Genomic DNA, 14,395 nt, shown 5'->3' with positions numbered 1-14,395 from the left:
ATCTCCTTCGATCTCTTCCGTCGGGTGTCGATGCCGGCCGCGTGGCCGACGTCGCGAAAGCAGGCGACCTGGAACAGGCGACACCGCCGTCACTGTCGAACATGCTCGGGACGGCTGGTCTTGTCAAGGTCGAACGTGGGATCCGGGGCCACGATCTCTCTTCTTCGGCGTTCTTCGACGCCACCGGGTCACCCGCGCAGTGTCACCCGCGCAGTATCACCCGCGCAGGGCGAGCACGAACGGCAGCACCTCGCTCGCGCCGGCGCGCCGAAGCGTGCGCGCGGCGACCGTGAGAGTCCATCTGCTGTCGGCGAGATCGTCGACGAGCAGCACAGGACCGTCGGGGATCTCGAGGTGATCGGCGCTGAACCGATCCCAGAGACCGCCGAGGCGGAAGACGCTGTTACCACCGGGCTGACCGCTCGGACCGCCGCCGACGAGACCGAGCTCGCCCAGGTGCGGCAGCCGGCCGATCTCGGCCAGTCCGCGGGCGAGGCTGTCGACGAGCTGGGGGCGCGAGCGCGACGGGAGTGCGACCACCGCGACGGGTCGCTGCGACCATCCCCACCCGGCCAGCACGCGCACGCATCCGTCGAGCACCTGTCGCGTCACCGCCTCATCCGCAGCCCCCGCGGCGAAGAGCGTGCGCAACGTGCCACCCCACCCCAGGTCGGTCAATCGCGCCAGCGCCCGCCCCTCGCCCGCCTGTTCGTCGGCTGCGATGCGCCCCTTGACGGGGACGTCGTGCCGATCGGCGCCCGTGGGCCAGGCGCGGCGGGGCTCGATCGGTACCCCTACCCGGTCGAGCGACTGGGAGGCCTGGGTGGTGGCCGCCGCGCCGATCTCGCGCGGGAACCATTCACCCGCGCAGTTGTCGCACCGCCCGCAGGGCTTCGCGGTGTCGTCGTCGAGGGCGCGCTGCAGGAACTCCATCCGGCATCCGTCGGTCTGCTCGTACGCGATCATGTGCTGCTGCTCGGCGACGCGCTCCCCCGCGATGCGTTCGTATCGCTCGGCGTCGTAGCTCCACGGCGCCCCCGTCGCGACCCACCCGCCCTGCACGCGTCGCACCGCGCCGTCGACGTCGAGCACCTTCAGCAGCAGTTCGAGCGGGGTCCGACGGATGTCGACCATCGCCTCGAGGGCCGGTGTCGAGATCGGCGCGTCGCCGAGTGCGCCGATCACCCGCTCCGCACGTTCACGGTCGGGCATCGACGCGGTCGCGAAGTAGTGCCAGATGTCGCGATCCTCGACACCGGGCAGCAGCAGCACGTCGGCGCTCTCGCTGGCGCGGCCCGCACGACCCACCTGTTGGTAGTACGCCACGGGCGACGAGGGCGCGCCGAGGTGCAGCACGAAACCGAGATCGGGCTTGTCGAACCCCATGCCCAGCGCACTCGTCGCCACGAGCGCCTTCACCTCGTTGCGCTGGAGCATCCCCTCGGATTCGGCGCGTTCCTCGGTGTCGGTCTGCCCCGTGTACGCCCGCACGTCGTGCCCGTGATCGCGCAGCAGTCGCGCCGTATCGACCGCCGCCGCGACCGTCAGCGTGTAGATGATGCCCGATCCGGGGAGATCGTCGAGGTGGCTCAGCAGCCAGGCCAGTCGGCTCGCGGAGTCGCGCAGCTGGAGCACCCCGAGGCGCAGCGACGTGCGCGCGAGCGGTCCGCGGATCGTGAGCACCCCGGCCCCGGGATCGCCTCCCGCCGTGCTCGCGCCGAGTTGCTCGGCCACGTCGACCATGACGCGGCTGTTCGCCGTGGCCGTCGTGGCGAGAACCGGGACGTCGGCCGGCATCTCGGCGATGAGATCGCGCAGCCGTCGGTAGTCGGGGCGGAAATCGTGCCCCCAGTCGCTGATGCAGTGCGCCTCGTCGACCACCAGCATCCCCATGCGGCTCACGAGCGCCGGCAGACGCTCTTCCCGGAAGGCCGGATTGTTGAGGCGCTCGGGCGACACGAGCAGAACGTCGACCTCGTCACGGTCGAGCTGCGCGAGGACGTCGGTCCACTCGTGGGCGTTCGTCGAATCGATGGCGACCGCCCTCACCCCGGCTCGGGAGGCTGCCGCGATCTGGTCGCGCATCAGGGCCAGCAGCGGCGAGACCAGGACGGTCGGCCCCGCCCCCTGGCCCCGCAACAGGCGGGTGGCGACGAAGTAGACGGCCGACTTCCCCCACCCCGTGCGCTGCACGACGAGCGCCCGGCGACGACCGTCGACGAGCGCTTCGATGGCCTCGTACTGCCCGTCGTGGAAGTCGGCATCGGGGCGGCCGACCAGCTCGCGGAGGGCGGCGAGAGCGGCCGCGCGGGTGCCGAGGGAGGGTGCGGAGGTCATCCCCTCACTCTGCCCCATCCCTCCGACACCGCGATCGGCGCACCGGCGCACCGGCCCCGCCGTGCAACCGGTCGTCTAGCGTGGAGACGTGATCACCCGAGACCTCGCCGTCGCCCTCCGAGCCGCCGGCCTGGTGTGGCATCCGATCGAGGGCGACCGCTTCCAGCTCGACCTCCCGAACGAGGTGGAGCTCGAATCCGAGGCCGACGTGTTCACCGTCAGCGGCATGACGATCGAGGCGCGGCAGACGCCGAGCGGCACCGACCTCGCCTTCAACGGCACGACCGAGTGGGCGCTCGACGCGGTGACCCTCGCGGATGCCGTGTGGCTCCCCCGCGAGGATCAGTTGCGCGAGCTGCTGCGCGGAACCTTCCGCTCGCTGGAGCGGCTCGATGACACCTTCCGTGTACGGGTGCGGATCTCGGGGGAAGACCTCTCGTTCGAGCACCCCGATCCCGCCGAGGCGTACGGCCGAGCGCTGCTGGAGCTGGTCTCGCGCTCGCAGTGAGTCGAGGATCCGGCGCGCGCCGGCCTTGAGGATCCCGTCCCGTCGTGACAGAATTACCTAACGATCGGTCAGTAAAGATGCTGACCGGGAGGAGCCACGATGAACGCCCCCGCAGACCCGTCGATCACCGCGGACGTCTCCGACGAGCAACGCATCTCCGACGAGCAACGCATCTCCGATGAGGAACGCCTCTTCGACGAGCTCATCGCGAACGAGCAGCGCATCGAGCCGCGCGACTGGATGCCCGAGGCCTACCGCAAGACGCTCATCCGTCAGATCTCGCAGCACGCGCACTCCGAGATCATCGGCATGCAGCCGGAGGGCAACTGGATCACGCGCGCGCCCAGCCTCAAGCGCAAGGCGATCCTGATGGCGAAGGTGCAGGACGAGGCGGGCCACGGCCTCTACCTCTACTCCGCGGCGCAGACCCTCGGCATCACCCGCGACGAGATGATGCAGCAGCTCATCGACGGGCGGGCGAAGTACTCCTCGATCTTCAACTACCCCACCCCGACCTGGGCCGACATGGGCGCGATCGGATGGCTCGTCGACGGCGCCGCGATCTGCAACCAGGTTCCGCTCTGCCGCGCCTCGTACGGACCCTACGGCCGCGCGATGGTGCGGGTCTGCAAAGAGGAGTCGTTCCACCAGCGCCAGGGCTTCGAGATCCTGCTCACCCTCATGCAGGGCACCGAGGAGCAGCGACGCATGGCGCAGGATGCCGTCGACCGCTGGTACTGGCCGAGCCTGGCGATGTTCGGCCCGCCGGACGACCAGTCCCCCAACTCCGCGCAGTCGATGGCCTGGAAGATCAAACGGTTCTCGAACGACGAGCTGCGCCAGCGGTTCGTGGGGATGCTCGTTCCACAGGCAGAGATCCTCGGCGTCACCCTCCCCGACCCCGAGCTGCGCTTCGACGAGGCATCCGGGCGGTACGAGATGGGTGAGATCGACTGGGACGAGTTCTTCGAGGTGCTCCGCGGCAACGGACCGTGCAACACCGAACGGCTGGAGCGCCGGCGCACCGCTCACGAGGACGGGACATGGGTGCGGGAGGCCGCGGCGGAGTACGCCCGCCGGCAGGCATCCGCCTCGGCCCTCGACAAGGAGGTGGCCTGATGGCGAGCCCCGGCACCGACCCCCGCGAGCCTTGGCCCCTCTGGGAGATCTTCGTGCGTGCGAACCGCGGGCTGAGCCACGTGCACGTGGGGTCCCTGCATGCACCGGATGCCGAGATGGCGATCCGCAACGCCCGCGACCTCTACACCCGGCGCGGTGAAGGGGTCTCGATCTGGGCGGTGCCCGCCGAGGCCATCACCACGAGCGACCCCGATGCGAAGGGCGCGTACTTCGAGAGCGCCGCGGGCAAGAATTATCGCCATGCCGTGTACTACACGGCCTCCGAAGGCGTGCCGCACCTATGAGCACGCACGGTGACGTCACCGTCGAGGAGCTGCACCTCGCGCAGGAACTCGCGGGATCCGGCGAGCGCGCGGCATCCGCCGACATCGCCGAGTACGCGCTGCGTCTCGGCGACGATGCGCTGATCCTGTCGCAGCAGTTGGGCGGCTGGATCTCGCGCGCTCCGGAGCTCGAGGAGGACGTGGCGCTCGGCAACATCGCCCTCGACCTGCTCGGCCACGCCCGCTCGCTGCTGCGCTACGCCGGCTCCTTCGACGGACGCAGCGAAGACGATCTGGCGTTCTTCCGCGACGAGCCGGAGTTCCGCAGCGCCTGGATCGTGGAGCAGCCCAACGGCGACTTCGCGCAGACCATCGCACGCCAGCTCGTCGTCTCGACGTACATGGTCGAGCTCTACGCGGCGCTGCGATCGAGCGGCGACGGGACCATCGCGGCCGTGGCCGAGAAGGCGCTCAAAGAGGTCGACTACCACCGCGACCACGCCGTGCAGTGGACGCTCCGGCTCGCGGGCGGCACCGAGGAGTCGCGCACGCGGATGATCCGCGCCCTGCGCGACGTCTGGCCGTTCGCCGACGAACTGTTCCGCGACGACCCGCTGATCGACCGGCTCGGCGATGCGGCTGCGCGTCCGTCATCGCTGCGCGCGGGCTTCGATGCCGTGATCGACACGGTCTTCGCCCGGGCCGACCTCGCGATGCCCGACGTCGCGGCGTCGTCGGCGGGCGGACGACAGGGGTCGCATGCAACACCGATGGGGCACATCCTCGCCGAGATGCAGGTGCTCGCGCGACGGCATCCGGGGGCGACATGGTGACGAAGATGACGACGACGGATGCCTGGCGGATCGCCGCCGCCGTCGCCGACCCCGAGGTCCCGGTGCTGACCATCGAGGACCTGGGCGTGCTGCGCGCGGTCGAGTCCGACGGCGCGCGGGTGCGCGTCGACATCACCCCCACCTACAGCGGATGCCCCGCGATGGACACGATCCGCGACGACGTGATCCTGGCGCTCACCGCGGCGGGCTTCGGCGAGGTCGAGGTGCGGCTCGTGCTCGCCCCGGCCTGGACGACGGACTGGATGTCGGATGCCGGCAAGCGCAAGCTCGAACGCTACGGCATCGCCCCTCCGACCGGTCTTGCGGCGGTGCACGACGGACCCATCCCTCTCACGCTGAGCGTGCGCTGCCCGCGATGCGGATCGCTCGACACCCGGGAGGTATCGCGGTTCGGTTCCACCGCGTGCAAGGCGCTGTTCGAGTGCCGCGCCTGCCTCGAGCCCTTCGACCATTTCAAGGTGCACTGATGTCGCTGTTCGCGCCGGCCACGGCATCCGCTCCCCCGGCCCCGCCCCGCGAGGTGCCGACGGCGCGTCGACGCGCCCGCTTCCACACGCTCGTCGTCGAGGCCGTGCGCCCGCTCACCGACGACGCGGTCGAGGTGACGTTCACGGTGCCGGCCGCGCTCGCCGGCGAGTACGACCACCTGCCCGGCCAGTACGTCGCGCTGCGCACCGTGCTCGACGGGGTCGAGGTGCGGCGGTCGTACTCCCTGTGCCGTGCTCCCGAGCATCGCGCCGACGGCGCCGACACCCGGCTGAGCGTGGCGGTCAAGCGCGACGAGGGCGGGCGGTTCTCGACCTGGGCGCAGAGCGGTCTGAAGCCGGGGTTCGAGATCGACGTGATGAGTCCGCAGGGCACCTTCACCTCGGCCCTGCCCGACCTCGATCACCGGCACGTGGTGGGCATCGCCGCCGGCTCCGGCATCACCCCGCTGATGGCCCTGGCGCACACGGTGCTGTCGCGGTCGGACACCGCGCGGTTCACCCTGCTGTTTACGAACCGGTCGACGCTCGACGTGATGTTCCTCGAGGATCTCGCCGATCTGAAGGACCGCTACCCCACGCGCCTCACCCTGCACCACGTGCTCTCGCGCGAGCAGCGCACCGCTCCCGTGCTGTCGGGCCGCATCGACGAGCCGAAGCTGCGCACGATCCTCGCGACCCTCCTCCCGCCCGACGACATCGACGAGTGGTTCCTGTGCGGGCCGCTCGCCCTGGTCGACCTCTGCCGCGAGGTCCTGGCCGATGTCGGCGTGGGCGGCGAGCACATCCGCTTCGAGCTGTTCACGACCGGCGACGAGCGCGCCCGTGCCGCACGACCGGTGCAGGTGCGGGCGGGTGAGCGCACGACGACGATCGAGGTGACGCTCGACGGCGTCTCGTCGACGGTCGAGAGCCCCGTGGATGCGCACGAGTCGGTGCTGAACGCGGCGCTGCGCGTGCGGCCCGACGCCCCCTTCGCCTGCGCGGGCGGGGTGTGCGGCACCTGTCGGGCCCGGGTCGTCGAGGGCAGCGTCACGATGACCGAGAACTACGCGCTCGAGCCCGACGAGATCGAGCGCGGGTTCGTGCTCACCTGCCAGTCCCATCCGACCAGCGACCGCGTCGTCGTCGACTACGACGTGTGAGGGAGAACGCACCGATGATCGATCTCCGCATCGCCGACGACGTCGCCCACGTCACCCTGCGCGCTCCCGAGCGACTGAACGCGCTCGACGAGGAGGCGCTCCACGGCCTCGATGCCGCCTACGCCGAGGCCGAGACGGCGGGTGTGCGCGCCCTCGTGCTGAGCGGAGAGGGGCGCGCGTTCTGCGCGGGACGGGACATCTCGGGCGTGGATCCGCGCGACGACGACGTGATCGGGTACTTGGGCGGGCTCGTCGCCCCGCTCCTGCAGCGGATGTCGCGCTTTCCCGCTCCCACGTTCGCGGCTGCCCACGGGGCCTGCCTCGGCGTCGGCCTCGGCCTGCTGATCGCCACCGATGTCGTGTACGTCGCGGAGTCGGCGAAGATCGGCTCGCCGTTCGCCGCTCTCGGCGCCACCCTCGACTCCGGCGGGCATGCCCTCTTCCTCGATCGCCTGGGCGCGCACCGCACCCTCGACCTCATCTACACCGGACGCCTGATGACCGGCGTCGAGGCCGTGACCGCGGGACTCTTCTCGCGGGTGCTGCCCGACGACGAGGTGCACGAGGCGACGAGGGATGCCGCGGCGACGGCCGCCCTCGGACCGACGGCCGCGTTCGTCGCCAGCAAACGCCTCGTGGCGCGCATCCGCGACGAGCGGCTGGCGCTGTGGGAGTCGGTCGAGCTCGAGAACGCGGCGCAGGCGGAGCTCGGCGACACCGATGATTACCGCGAGGGATTCGCGGCGTTCCAGCAGAAGCGGAAGCCGCGGTTCCGCGGGCGGTGAGGCGGCGCGCACGTGAGCCGACACGCCGGTGAACGGGGGTGCCGCTGAGCCGGTGACCCCGGGTTGTCAACGCTCTGGCCGGATGTCGGTGCCCGGTGTCACACTTCGGAGATGATGCTCTCGCAGCTGGTCTCGACGACCGAGGAGGTCGCCGCCACGTCCTCGCGCCTGGCGAAGATCGACGCGCTTGCCCGGCTGCTGGTCCAGGCCGACGCCGACGAGATCGCGCCGCTGACCGGGCTCCTGCTCGCGATACCGCGGCAGGGTCGCCTCGGCGTCGGATGGCGAGGAATGAGCGCCCTCGAGGTCTCCCACGCCGATGCCTCGACGCTCGCGATCACCGACGTCGATCAGGCGTTCGAGCGTCTCGCCGCGGCATCCGGAACCGGCTCCGCGAGCGTGCGCAGCAGCACCCTCCAGGCGCTGGCCGCACGGGCGACCGCGCCGGAGTGGGATTTCCTCACCCGGGCCATGCTCGGCGAACTGCGCACCGGCGCGCTCGGCGGCGTGCTGCTCGACGCGATCGCCCGCGCCTCCGATCGTCCGGTGCCCGCCGTACGCCGGGCCGCCATGCTGTCGGGCGACCTCGGCGAGACGGCGCTGATCGCACTCACCGGAAGCGCCGAATCGCTCGACGAGGTCGGGCTCCGCGTCGGTCGTCCCGTGCTGCCGATGCTCGCCGCCACCGCCGCGACCCCGACCGATGCCCTCGGCATCACGGGTGAGGCCTCGGTCGAGTACAAGCTCGACGGTGCCCGCATCCAGGTGCACCGACACGGCGACGAGGTGTCGGTGTACACCCGCAGCCTCGCCGACATCACCCACCGCGTGCCCGAGCTCGTCGAGATCGTGCGTGCCCTGCCCGCGCACGACCTCATCCTCGACGGCGAGACGCTGGCCCTCGACGAAGACGGTGGGCCGCGTCCGTTCCAGGAGACGATGTCGCGGTTCGGGGCCGACGCCGCGCGCGAGCTCGCCCTGCGCCCGTGGTTCTTCGATCTGCTGCACGTCGACGGGCGCGACCTCATCGACGAGCCGCTGGGCGTGCGGCTCGCAGAGCTCGAACGGGTCGCCGGCCCCTGGCGCATCCCGGGAACGGTGACGGCCGATGCCGAGGCCGCCGAACGAGTCTCGCACGATGCCCTTGCCGCCGGCCACGAGGGCATCGTCGCCAAGGCCATCGACTCGCCGTACGCCGCGGGTCGCCGAGGCAAGTCCTGGGTCAAGGTCAAGCCCGTACTCACCTACGACCTCGTGGTGCTCGCAGCCGAATGGGGCTCGGGGCGCCGTCAGGGTCTGCTGTCGAACCTGCATCTCGGGGCACTCGATCCCGCCGGAGAATTCGGCGAACCCGGCGCTCTCGTCATGGTCGGCAAGACGTTCAAAGGGCTCACCGACGAACTGCTGCGCTGGCAGACCGCCACGTTCCCGACGCTCGAGACCCGACGCACGCAGGGCACCGTGTTCCTGCGGCCCGAATTGGTCGTCGAGATCGCGATCGACGGCGTACAGCGATCCCCGCGCTATCCCGGGGGCATCGCGCTGCGCTTCGCCCGCGTCAAGGGCTACCGCCCCGACAAGGCGCCGGGCGAGGCCGACACGATCCAGACGCTCCGCTCCCTGCTGCGGGAGTGAGGTGAGAAGAGCGCCGGCTACGGCATCCGCTCAGGCCGAAGGTGCGAGCCCGAGGTCCTCTTCGCGCACGGTTCCCTGGAACGACCACGGGAAGTTGATCCAGAGATCGGTGTCCTTCCAGGCGTAGTCGGGCTGGATGATGGTCGACGGCTTCGTGTAGATCGTGACCGAGCGCACGTCGGCGCCCTTGTCCTTCAGCAGCTGCACCGCGAGGGCGAGGGTGCGGCCCGAGTCGGCGACGTCGTCGACGAGCAGCACGCGGCGCCCGTCGAGGTATGCCATGTCGAGCTCGGGCGGGAGCACCTCGGGGGCGTCGAGCACGGTGCCGATGCCGGTGTAGAACTCGACGTTGATCGCGCCGCAGTTCTTCGCGCCGAGACCGTACGCGATGGCGCCGGCGGGCAGGAGCCCTCCGCGGGCGATCGCGACGACGACCTCGGGCTCGAAGCCGCTGGCGAGGATGTCACGGGCAAGGTCGCGGGTGGCGGCGCCGAAGCCGTCCCAGGTGAGCGTCTCGCGCTCGTTCGATGCGTCAGTCACCCGATCCATTGTCCTCCATCGCGGCGATAGACTGACCACGTCCGGCCGCCCTGCGACCGGTGCCTGAAAAAGAGGCACGAAGCACTCCTCGCCGACGCGGGTGCGAGACACATACGGAACGTCGTTCTCCGTCCCTGTCTCGAAAGGCTTCGCCATGCCCTCCGTCTCCGCGCACGTCGCGCTCACCCTCGCCCAGCACATCGACGCCGTCTTCGGGGTGATGGGAAACGGCAACGCCTACTTCCTCGACGCGATCGAGACGCAGACGGATGCCGTCTTCACCGCCGTACGCCACGAACAGGGTGCCGTGGTCGCCGCCGACGCGCACTTCCGCGCCTCGGGCCGGATCGCCGCGGGCACCTCCACCTACGGCGCCGGATTCACGAACACCCTCACGGCGCTGGCGGAGGCGGTGCAGGCGCACGTGCCGCTCGTGCTCGTGGTCGGCGACGAGCCGACGTCCGGACCGCGTCCGTGGGACGTCGACCAGATCGCCCTCGCCTCGGCGGTCGGTGCGCGCACCTATACCGTCGGCCGCGCCGACGCGGCGGCGACGACCGTCATCGCGATCGAGCACGCGCTCACCTACCGCGTACCCGTCGTGCTCGCGATCCCCTACGACGTCGCGGCGCGGGAGGCCGGCCCCGTGCCGCCGGCCCCGGAGCCGCGGGCGCCGGCAGCGCTGGCACCGAGCGGGGAGTTCGCCGAGGGGATGCTCGACGAGATCGCCGCCGCTCTGTCCACGGCCGAGCGGCCGTTCCTGTTGGCCGGCCGCGGCGCCTGGTTGTCGGGAGCGAGCACGGCGCTGGGCGAGCTCGCAGCGTCCACCGGCGCGCTCACGGCATCCACCGCCCTCGGCCGCGGAGTCTTCCCCGACACTCGTTTCGACCTGGGCGTCACGGGCGGTTTCGGGGCCGAGGGGGCGATGGAGCTGATCCGCGAGGCCGACGTCGCCGTCGTGTTCGGCGCGGGACTGAACCAGTTCACGATGCGCTTCGGCGCGCTGTTCGCGCCCGGCACGAAGGTGTTCCAGATCGACATCGCCCCGGCGGCCACGCACGCCCACGTCGGTGGCTTCGTCCGGGCCGACGCACGTCTCGCGGCCGAGGCGCTGGTGGGGCGGGTGACGGGTTCGATCGGTGCGCCGTGGCGTGAGAGCGTCGACGTCACCGCAGCACGGGCGTACGACCACGGCGACGATCTCGCCCCCGACGGGCGTCTCGACCCTCGCTCCGCGGCCCGGCGCATCGCCGCGCTGCTGCCCGAGGACCGCGTGGTGGTCTCGGACGGCGGGCATTTCATCGGCTGGGCGAACATGTACTGGCCGGTCGCCGCGCCCGACCGGATGATGATGATCGGCACGGCCTTCCAGTCGATCGGACAGGGCTGGCCGAGCGTCGTCGGTGCCGCTCTCGCTCGGCGCGACGCCACCGTCGTGCTCACCTCGGGCGACGGCGGCGGACTCATGGCGATCGCCGATCTCGAGTCCGCGGTGCGTGCAGCCGCCGGTCGCGGGGTGGCGGTGATCTGGAACGACGCCGCCTACGGTGCCGAGGTCAACCTGTACGGATTGAAGGGGCTCGCCGAGGCGCCGATGCGCATTCCCGAGGTCGACTTCGCCGCCTTCGCCGCAGCGGTCGGCGCCGAGGGCGTGGTCGTGCGCACGCTCGCAGATCTCGATCGCCTGGAATCGTGGGCTGCCGAAGACCCGGCGACCCGCCGCTTCCTGCTGCTCGACCTGCGCATCTCGGGTGACGTGATCGCGCCGTACCAGCAGGAGATCATCCGCGTGAACTCGTAGGCGCGGCATCCGTTCGTTCCTGTCCGTTCGTTCCCGTCCGTTCGCTGCGGTCCGTTAGGCTCCGATCCATGCCCGAGAACCCCGAGATCCTGCGCTACAGCGCGTTCGCCGCGACGCCCGACGGCGGCAACCCCGCGGGCATCGTGCTCGACGCCGCAGGTCTCGACGACGAGCGGATGCTACGGATCGCCGCCGACGTCGGATACTCCGAGACCGCCTTCGTGACGGGGCGTTCCGAGGTCGATGGGGTGCCGCATCACCGAGTGCGGTACTTCTCGCCGGGAGCTGAAGTGCCGTTCTGCGGTCACGCGACGGTGGCGACGGCGGTCGCCCTCGCCGAACGTGACGGGGCGGGAACGGTCGTATTCGAGACCGCGGCGGGGCCGGTGGCCCTGGAGTCGGTGGCGGATGCCGCGGGCGCGATCACCGTGTCCTTCACGAGCGTCGAGCCGCAGGTGCGCGAGCTCGACCCGGCGGTACGCGATCGCTTGCTGGACCTGCTGGGTCTCACCGTGGCCGACGTCGATCCGCGGTTCCCCGTGCAGGAGTCATTCGCCGGCAACTGGCATCCGATCGTCTTCGTCGCCGATCGGGAGCTGTTCCACCAGTTCCGCTTCCGTCCCGCCGACATCGCCGATCTGATGCGCGCGCAGGGCTGGCTCGGAACGGTGACGGTGATGCACGCACACGATTCGACCGCGTTCGAGGCTCGCAATCTCTTCCCGGTCGGACGCATCACCGAGGATCCGGCGACGGGATCCGCGGCGGCTTCGACCGGCGCGTATCTGCGGGAGCACGGATACGCGGGAGAGACGATTCGCATCCGCCAGGGCGCGCACGTCGGTCGGCCGAGTGAGTTGATCGTGACGATCCCGGAGTCCGGCGGCATCGTCGTGGCGGGCGGCGCCTTCCCGCTTCCCGCCGACGGTTCCTGAGCGGGCGCGGCGAGACTCTCGGTCCTGAGCGAGCGCAGCGAGACGCGGGGCCGCGGCTGCGTACCCCCGGTTCCTGAGCGAGCGCAGCGAGCCTCCCGGTTCCTGAGCGAGCGCAGCGAGACCAAGGGCCGCGGCATTGCCGCACGACCTGGGTCCCTGAGCTTGTCGAAGGGTCCCGCCCGTGTGCACTCGTTCTGCACCGGTGTCGTGTTGCCCCGAGTTCTCCACCGATCGCGTCGATATCTCCTTTGGCCTGGGGTTTTTGTGTCGGAATGTCGGTGGCTACTGGTGGGCTGGGACGCATGAACAGCACCGCCGAGCTTCTGGACCGGGTCGCCGCCGACCTGGCCGCGGTGCTGCGCGCAGACGCGCTGGCGGGGCTGTCGGATGCGGGGAAGATGCAGGTGCTCCGCGCCGCGGGTGAGGTCGCGAGGCGGGTGGATGCGGTGATCGTGGAGACGGTCGGATCGGTCGATCAGCGCCCGGCGGGAGCGGGCGAGTTGGCGTTCTGCGGTCGGTTCGGATGCCGGACGATGAACGAACTCGTCCAGCGGGTGCTGCGTACGGACGCGGCCGGGGCGGCACGGGTGGTGAAAGCCGGAAAGGTCGTCCGTCGGGAGCTGGACTTCTCCTCCGGGGCGATGCTGCCCGCCCGATGGCCGGCCCTGCGGGAAGCGCTGCTGGACGGGGCCGTCGGGGTCGCGGGGCTACTGGCCGCGACCGGGCCTGTGGAGCAGGCGGGGCCGCGGATCGGGTCAGCGGACCGGTTGCGGGCGGACGTCGAGTTGGCGGAGTACGCCCGGGGACTCGTCGCCGTCGAGGGCGACGGGGCTATGGACGGAGACCGTGATGCCGATGCCGAGCGCGAGTTCGATTCGGGCCCGCCGGCCACCCCGGAAGACTTGAAGCTGTTGTCGCGGGTGATCGTGACCTACCTCGACCCGGACGGTGCGGAACCTGCCGAAGAACGCGCGATGCGCGCCCGCGGGATCGTCCTCGGACGAGTGAAGGACGGGGTGATACCGATCCGCGGGTCACTGCTGCCGGAGACGGCGGGGCAATTGCAACGCATCTGGGACGCGTACCTGAACCCGAAGGTCGACCGACCACCCGCCCCCGCGACCCCGCTCCCGGATGCGGGCATGGCCGGTGGGGTGCGGTTCGCCCCCTCCGCTGAGGGAGCGACGATGGGCTCGGTCGATGACGCCCTGCTCGGTGAACCGCTTCCCCGGCTCAACGGCAACGCTCTGCCGTCCGACGATGCCCTGCCCTCGGGCGACCCTGGCGGGATGGTCGATGGGCGGTCCCGGGCGCAGAAGCAGCACGACGCCCTCGCCGCCGCCCTCGGAATCGCCGCCCGCCACAGTGACATGCCCTCCCTCGGCGGCGCCGCCCCGACCCTGGTCGTGTCCGTGACCGCGGAGGACTACGCGTCCGGGCGGGGATGGGCGCACGTCGACGGCATCGACACCCCGGTCTCCCTCGCGACGGCCCGACACACAGCGTGCGGCGGGAGCATCCAACGCGTCACCTCCGACCCCACCGGTCGCATCATCGGCATCGACACCACCGACCGGGTATTCACCGTCCACCAACGCCGCGCGATCACGCTCCGTGACCGCGAGTGCCTCATCCCCGGCTGCCACGTCCCCGCCGCCTGGTGTGAAATCCACCACGTCACAGAACACTCCCGCGGCGGACCCACCCACACCGACAACGGCGTCACCCTCTGCTGGCACCACCACCGCACCCTCGACACCTCCGGCTGGACCATCCGCATGCACAACGGCACACCCCACGTCCGCGGACCCGCCTGGTGGGACCCCCACCAAAAATGGCGAACACCCCGACCCGCACCACGCACCACCACCACCACCACCGCCACCGCGACCGCGACCTCGACCGCGACCTCGAGAGCGACAGCGATACACCGGACACGAACACCGATCCGCGCATGAACACGGTCG

At 70.9% G+C, this 14,395-nt stretch carries 13 protein-coding genes; 11 read left to right on the top strand and 2 right to left on the bottom strand.

Annotation, left to right across the window (positions count from 1 at the left end):
* Window positions 1-216 precede the first annotated feature (216 nt).
* Window positions 217-2,337 carry a RecQ family ATP-dependent DNA helicase gene (locus ACZ5Y9_RS06375; protein WP_464472582.1) on the bottom strand — a complete coding sequence of 707 codons (2,121 nt, stop codon included), beginning with the start codon at window positions 2,335-2,337 and terminating at the stop codon, window positions 217-219.
* 88 nt (window positions 2,338-2,425) lie between these two features.
* Here ACZ5Y9_RS06375 and ACZ5Y9_RS06370 point away from each other — a divergent pair, with 88 nt between their 5' ends.
* The 8 genes from ACZ5Y9_RS06370 (at window position 2,426) to ACZ5Y9_RS06335 (ending at window position 9,152) form a co-directional block, all read left to right on the top strand.
* A complete protein-coding gene (locus tag ACZ5Y9_RS06370; protein ID WP_247632676.1) occupies window positions 2,426-2,845 on the top strand; it encodes a pilus assembly protein CpaE in 420 nt (139 codons plus the stop codon).
* Window positions 2,846-2,944: 99 nt separating this feature from the next.
* Window positions 2,945-3,964: a 1,2-phenylacetyl-CoA epoxidase subunit PaaA gene (gene paaA, locus ACZ5Y9_RS06365; RefSeq protein ID WP_464472581.1), complete on the top strand. Its 1,020-nt coding sequence runs from the start codon at window positions 2,945-2,947 to the stop codon at window positions 3,962-3,964.
* A complete protein-coding gene (gene paaB, locus ACZ5Y9_RS06360) occupies window positions 3,964-4,269 on the top strand; it encodes a 1,2-phenylacetyl-CoA epoxidase subunit PaaB (RefSeq protein ID WP_464472580.1) in 306 nt (101 codons plus the stop codon). Before paaA ends, paaB begins: the two co-directional genes overlap by 1 nt.
* Window positions 4,266-5,081: a 1,2-phenylacetyl-CoA epoxidase subunit PaaC gene (gene paaC / locus ACZ5Y9_RS06355; RefSeq protein ID WP_464472579.1), complete on the top strand. Its 816-nt coding sequence runs from the start codon at window positions 4,266-4,268 to the stop codon at window positions 5,079-5,081. The genes paaB and paaC overlap by 4 nt, the downstream gene beginning before the upstream one ends.
* Entirely contained in the window at window positions 5,075-5,569 is a 495-nt protein-coding gene (gene paaD, locus ACZ5Y9_RS06350; protein WP_464472578.1) for a 1,2-phenylacetyl-CoA epoxidase subunit PaaD, read from the top strand. The genes paaC and paaD overlap by 7 nt, the downstream gene beginning before the upstream one ends.
* The gene (paaE, locus tag ACZ5Y9_RS06345) at window positions 5,569-6,732 is read left to right on the top strand and encodes a 1,2-phenylacetyl-CoA epoxidase subunit PaaE (protein WP_464472577.1); all 1,164 of its coding nucleotides are present in this window, start codon (window positions 5,569-5,571) and stop codon (window positions 6,730-6,732) included. The genes paaD and paaE overlap by 1 nt, the downstream gene beginning before the upstream one ends.
* A 14-nt stretch (window positions 6,733-6,746) precedes the next feature.
* Window positions 6,747-7,517, top strand: coding sequence for an enoyl-CoA hydratase/isomerase family protein (locus tag ACZ5Y9_RS06340; RefSeq protein WP_464472576.1), 771 nt, complete (start codon window positions 6,747-6,749; stop codon window positions 7,515-7,517).
* 111 nt (window positions 7,518-7,628) lie between these two features.
* Entirely contained in the window at window positions 7,629-9,152 is a 1,524-nt protein-coding gene (locus tag ACZ5Y9_RS06335) for an ATP-dependent DNA ligase (RefSeq protein ID WP_464472575.1), read from the top strand.
* Window positions 9,153-9,182: 30 nt separating this feature from the next.
* Here the strand turns inward: ACZ5Y9_RS06335 and ACZ5Y9_RS06330 are convergent, their stop codons facing one another.
* A complete protein-coding gene (locus ACZ5Y9_RS06330; protein WP_247623091.1) occupies window positions 9,183-9,701 on the bottom strand; it encodes a phosphoribosyltransferase in 519 nt (172 codons plus the stop codon).
* A 145-nt stretch (window positions 9,702-9,846) separates the two neighbouring features.
* On the opposite strand from ACZ5Y9_RS06330, the gene ACZ5Y9_RS06325 reads away from it, so the two are divergent.
* The 3 genes from ACZ5Y9_RS06325 to ACZ5Y9_RS06315 all read left to right on the top strand — a co-directional run bounded on the left by ACZ5Y9_RS06325 (window position 9,847) and on the right by ACZ5Y9_RS06315 (window position 14,386).
* A complete protein-coding gene (locus tag ACZ5Y9_RS06325; RefSeq protein WP_464472574.1) occupies window positions 9,847-11,493 on the top strand; it encodes a thiamine pyrophosphate-binding protein in 1,647 nt (548 codons plus the stop codon).
* Between the two features lie 68 nt (window positions 11,494-11,561).
* Window positions 11,562-12,428, top strand: a complete 867-nt coding sequence (locus ACZ5Y9_RS06320) for a PhzF family phenazine biosynthesis protein (protein ID WP_464472573.1) — start codon at window positions 11,562-11,564, stop codon at window positions 12,426-12,428.
* Window positions 12,429-12,730: 302 nt separating this feature from the next.
* Window positions 12,731-14,386: an HNH endonuclease signature motif containing protein gene (locus tag ACZ5Y9_RS06315; protein ID WP_464472572.1), complete on the top strand. Its 1,656-nt coding sequence runs from the start codon at window positions 12,731-12,733 to the stop codon at window positions 14,384-14,386.
* The last annotated feature ends 9 nt before the right edge of the window (window positions 14,387-14,395 follow it).

The sequence above is a fragment of the Microbacterium sp. T3-8 genome, from assembly GCF_055398145.1.
Note: the sequence above shows the minus strand (reverse complement) of the source record. Positions and strands in the feature narration are given on the sequence as shown.

Bases quoted from the DNA above. Each gene is read 5' to 3' on its own strand.
- ACZ5Y9_RS06375 (WP_464472582.1), bottom strand. From the start codon at position 2,337: ATGACCTCCGCACCCTCCCTCGGCACCCGCGCGGCCGCTCTCGCCGCC.
- paaE (WP_464472577.1), top strand. From the start codon at position 5,569: ATGTCGCTGTTCGCGCCGGCCACGGCATCCGCTCCCCCGGCCCCGCCC.
- ACZ5Y9_RS06335 (WP_464472575.1), top strand. From the start codon at position 7,629: ATGATGCTCTCGCAGCTGGTCTCGACGACCGAGGAGGTCGCCGCCACG.
- paaD (WP_464472578.1), top strand. From the start codon at position 5,075: ATGGTGACGAAGATGACGACGACGGATGCCTGGCGGATCGCCGCCGCC.
- paaB (WP_464472580.1), top strand. From the start codon at position 3,964: ATGGCGAGCCCCGGCACCGACCCCCGCGAGCCTTGGCCCCTCTGGGAG.
- paaA (WP_464472581.1), top strand. From the start codon at position 2,945: ATGAACGCCCCCGCAGACCCGTCGATCACCGCGGACGTCTCCGACGAG.
- ACZ5Y9_RS06340 (WP_464472576.1), top strand. From the start codon at position 6,747: ATGATCGATCTCCGCATCGCCGACGACGTCGCCCACGTCACCCTGCGC.
- ACZ5Y9_RS06315 (WP_464472572.1), top strand. From the start codon at position 12,731: ATGAACAGCACCGCCGAGCTTCTGGACCGGGTCGCCGCCGACCTGGCC.
- ACZ5Y9_RS06330 (WP_247623091.1), bottom strand. From the start codon at position 9,701: ATGGATCGGGTGACTGACGCATCGAACGAGCGCGAGACGCTCACCTGG.
- paaC (WP_464472579.1), top strand. From the start codon at position 4,266: ATGAGCACGCACGGTGACGTCACCGTCGAGGAGCTGCACCTCGCGCAG.
- ACZ5Y9_RS06320 (WP_464472573.1), top strand. From the start codon at position 11,562: ATGCCCGAGAACCCCGAGATCCTGCGCTACAGCGCGTTCGCCGCGACG.
- ACZ5Y9_RS06325 (WP_464472574.1), top strand. From the start codon at position 9,847: ATGCCCTCCGTCTCCGCGCACGTCGCGCTCACCCTCGCCCAGCACATC.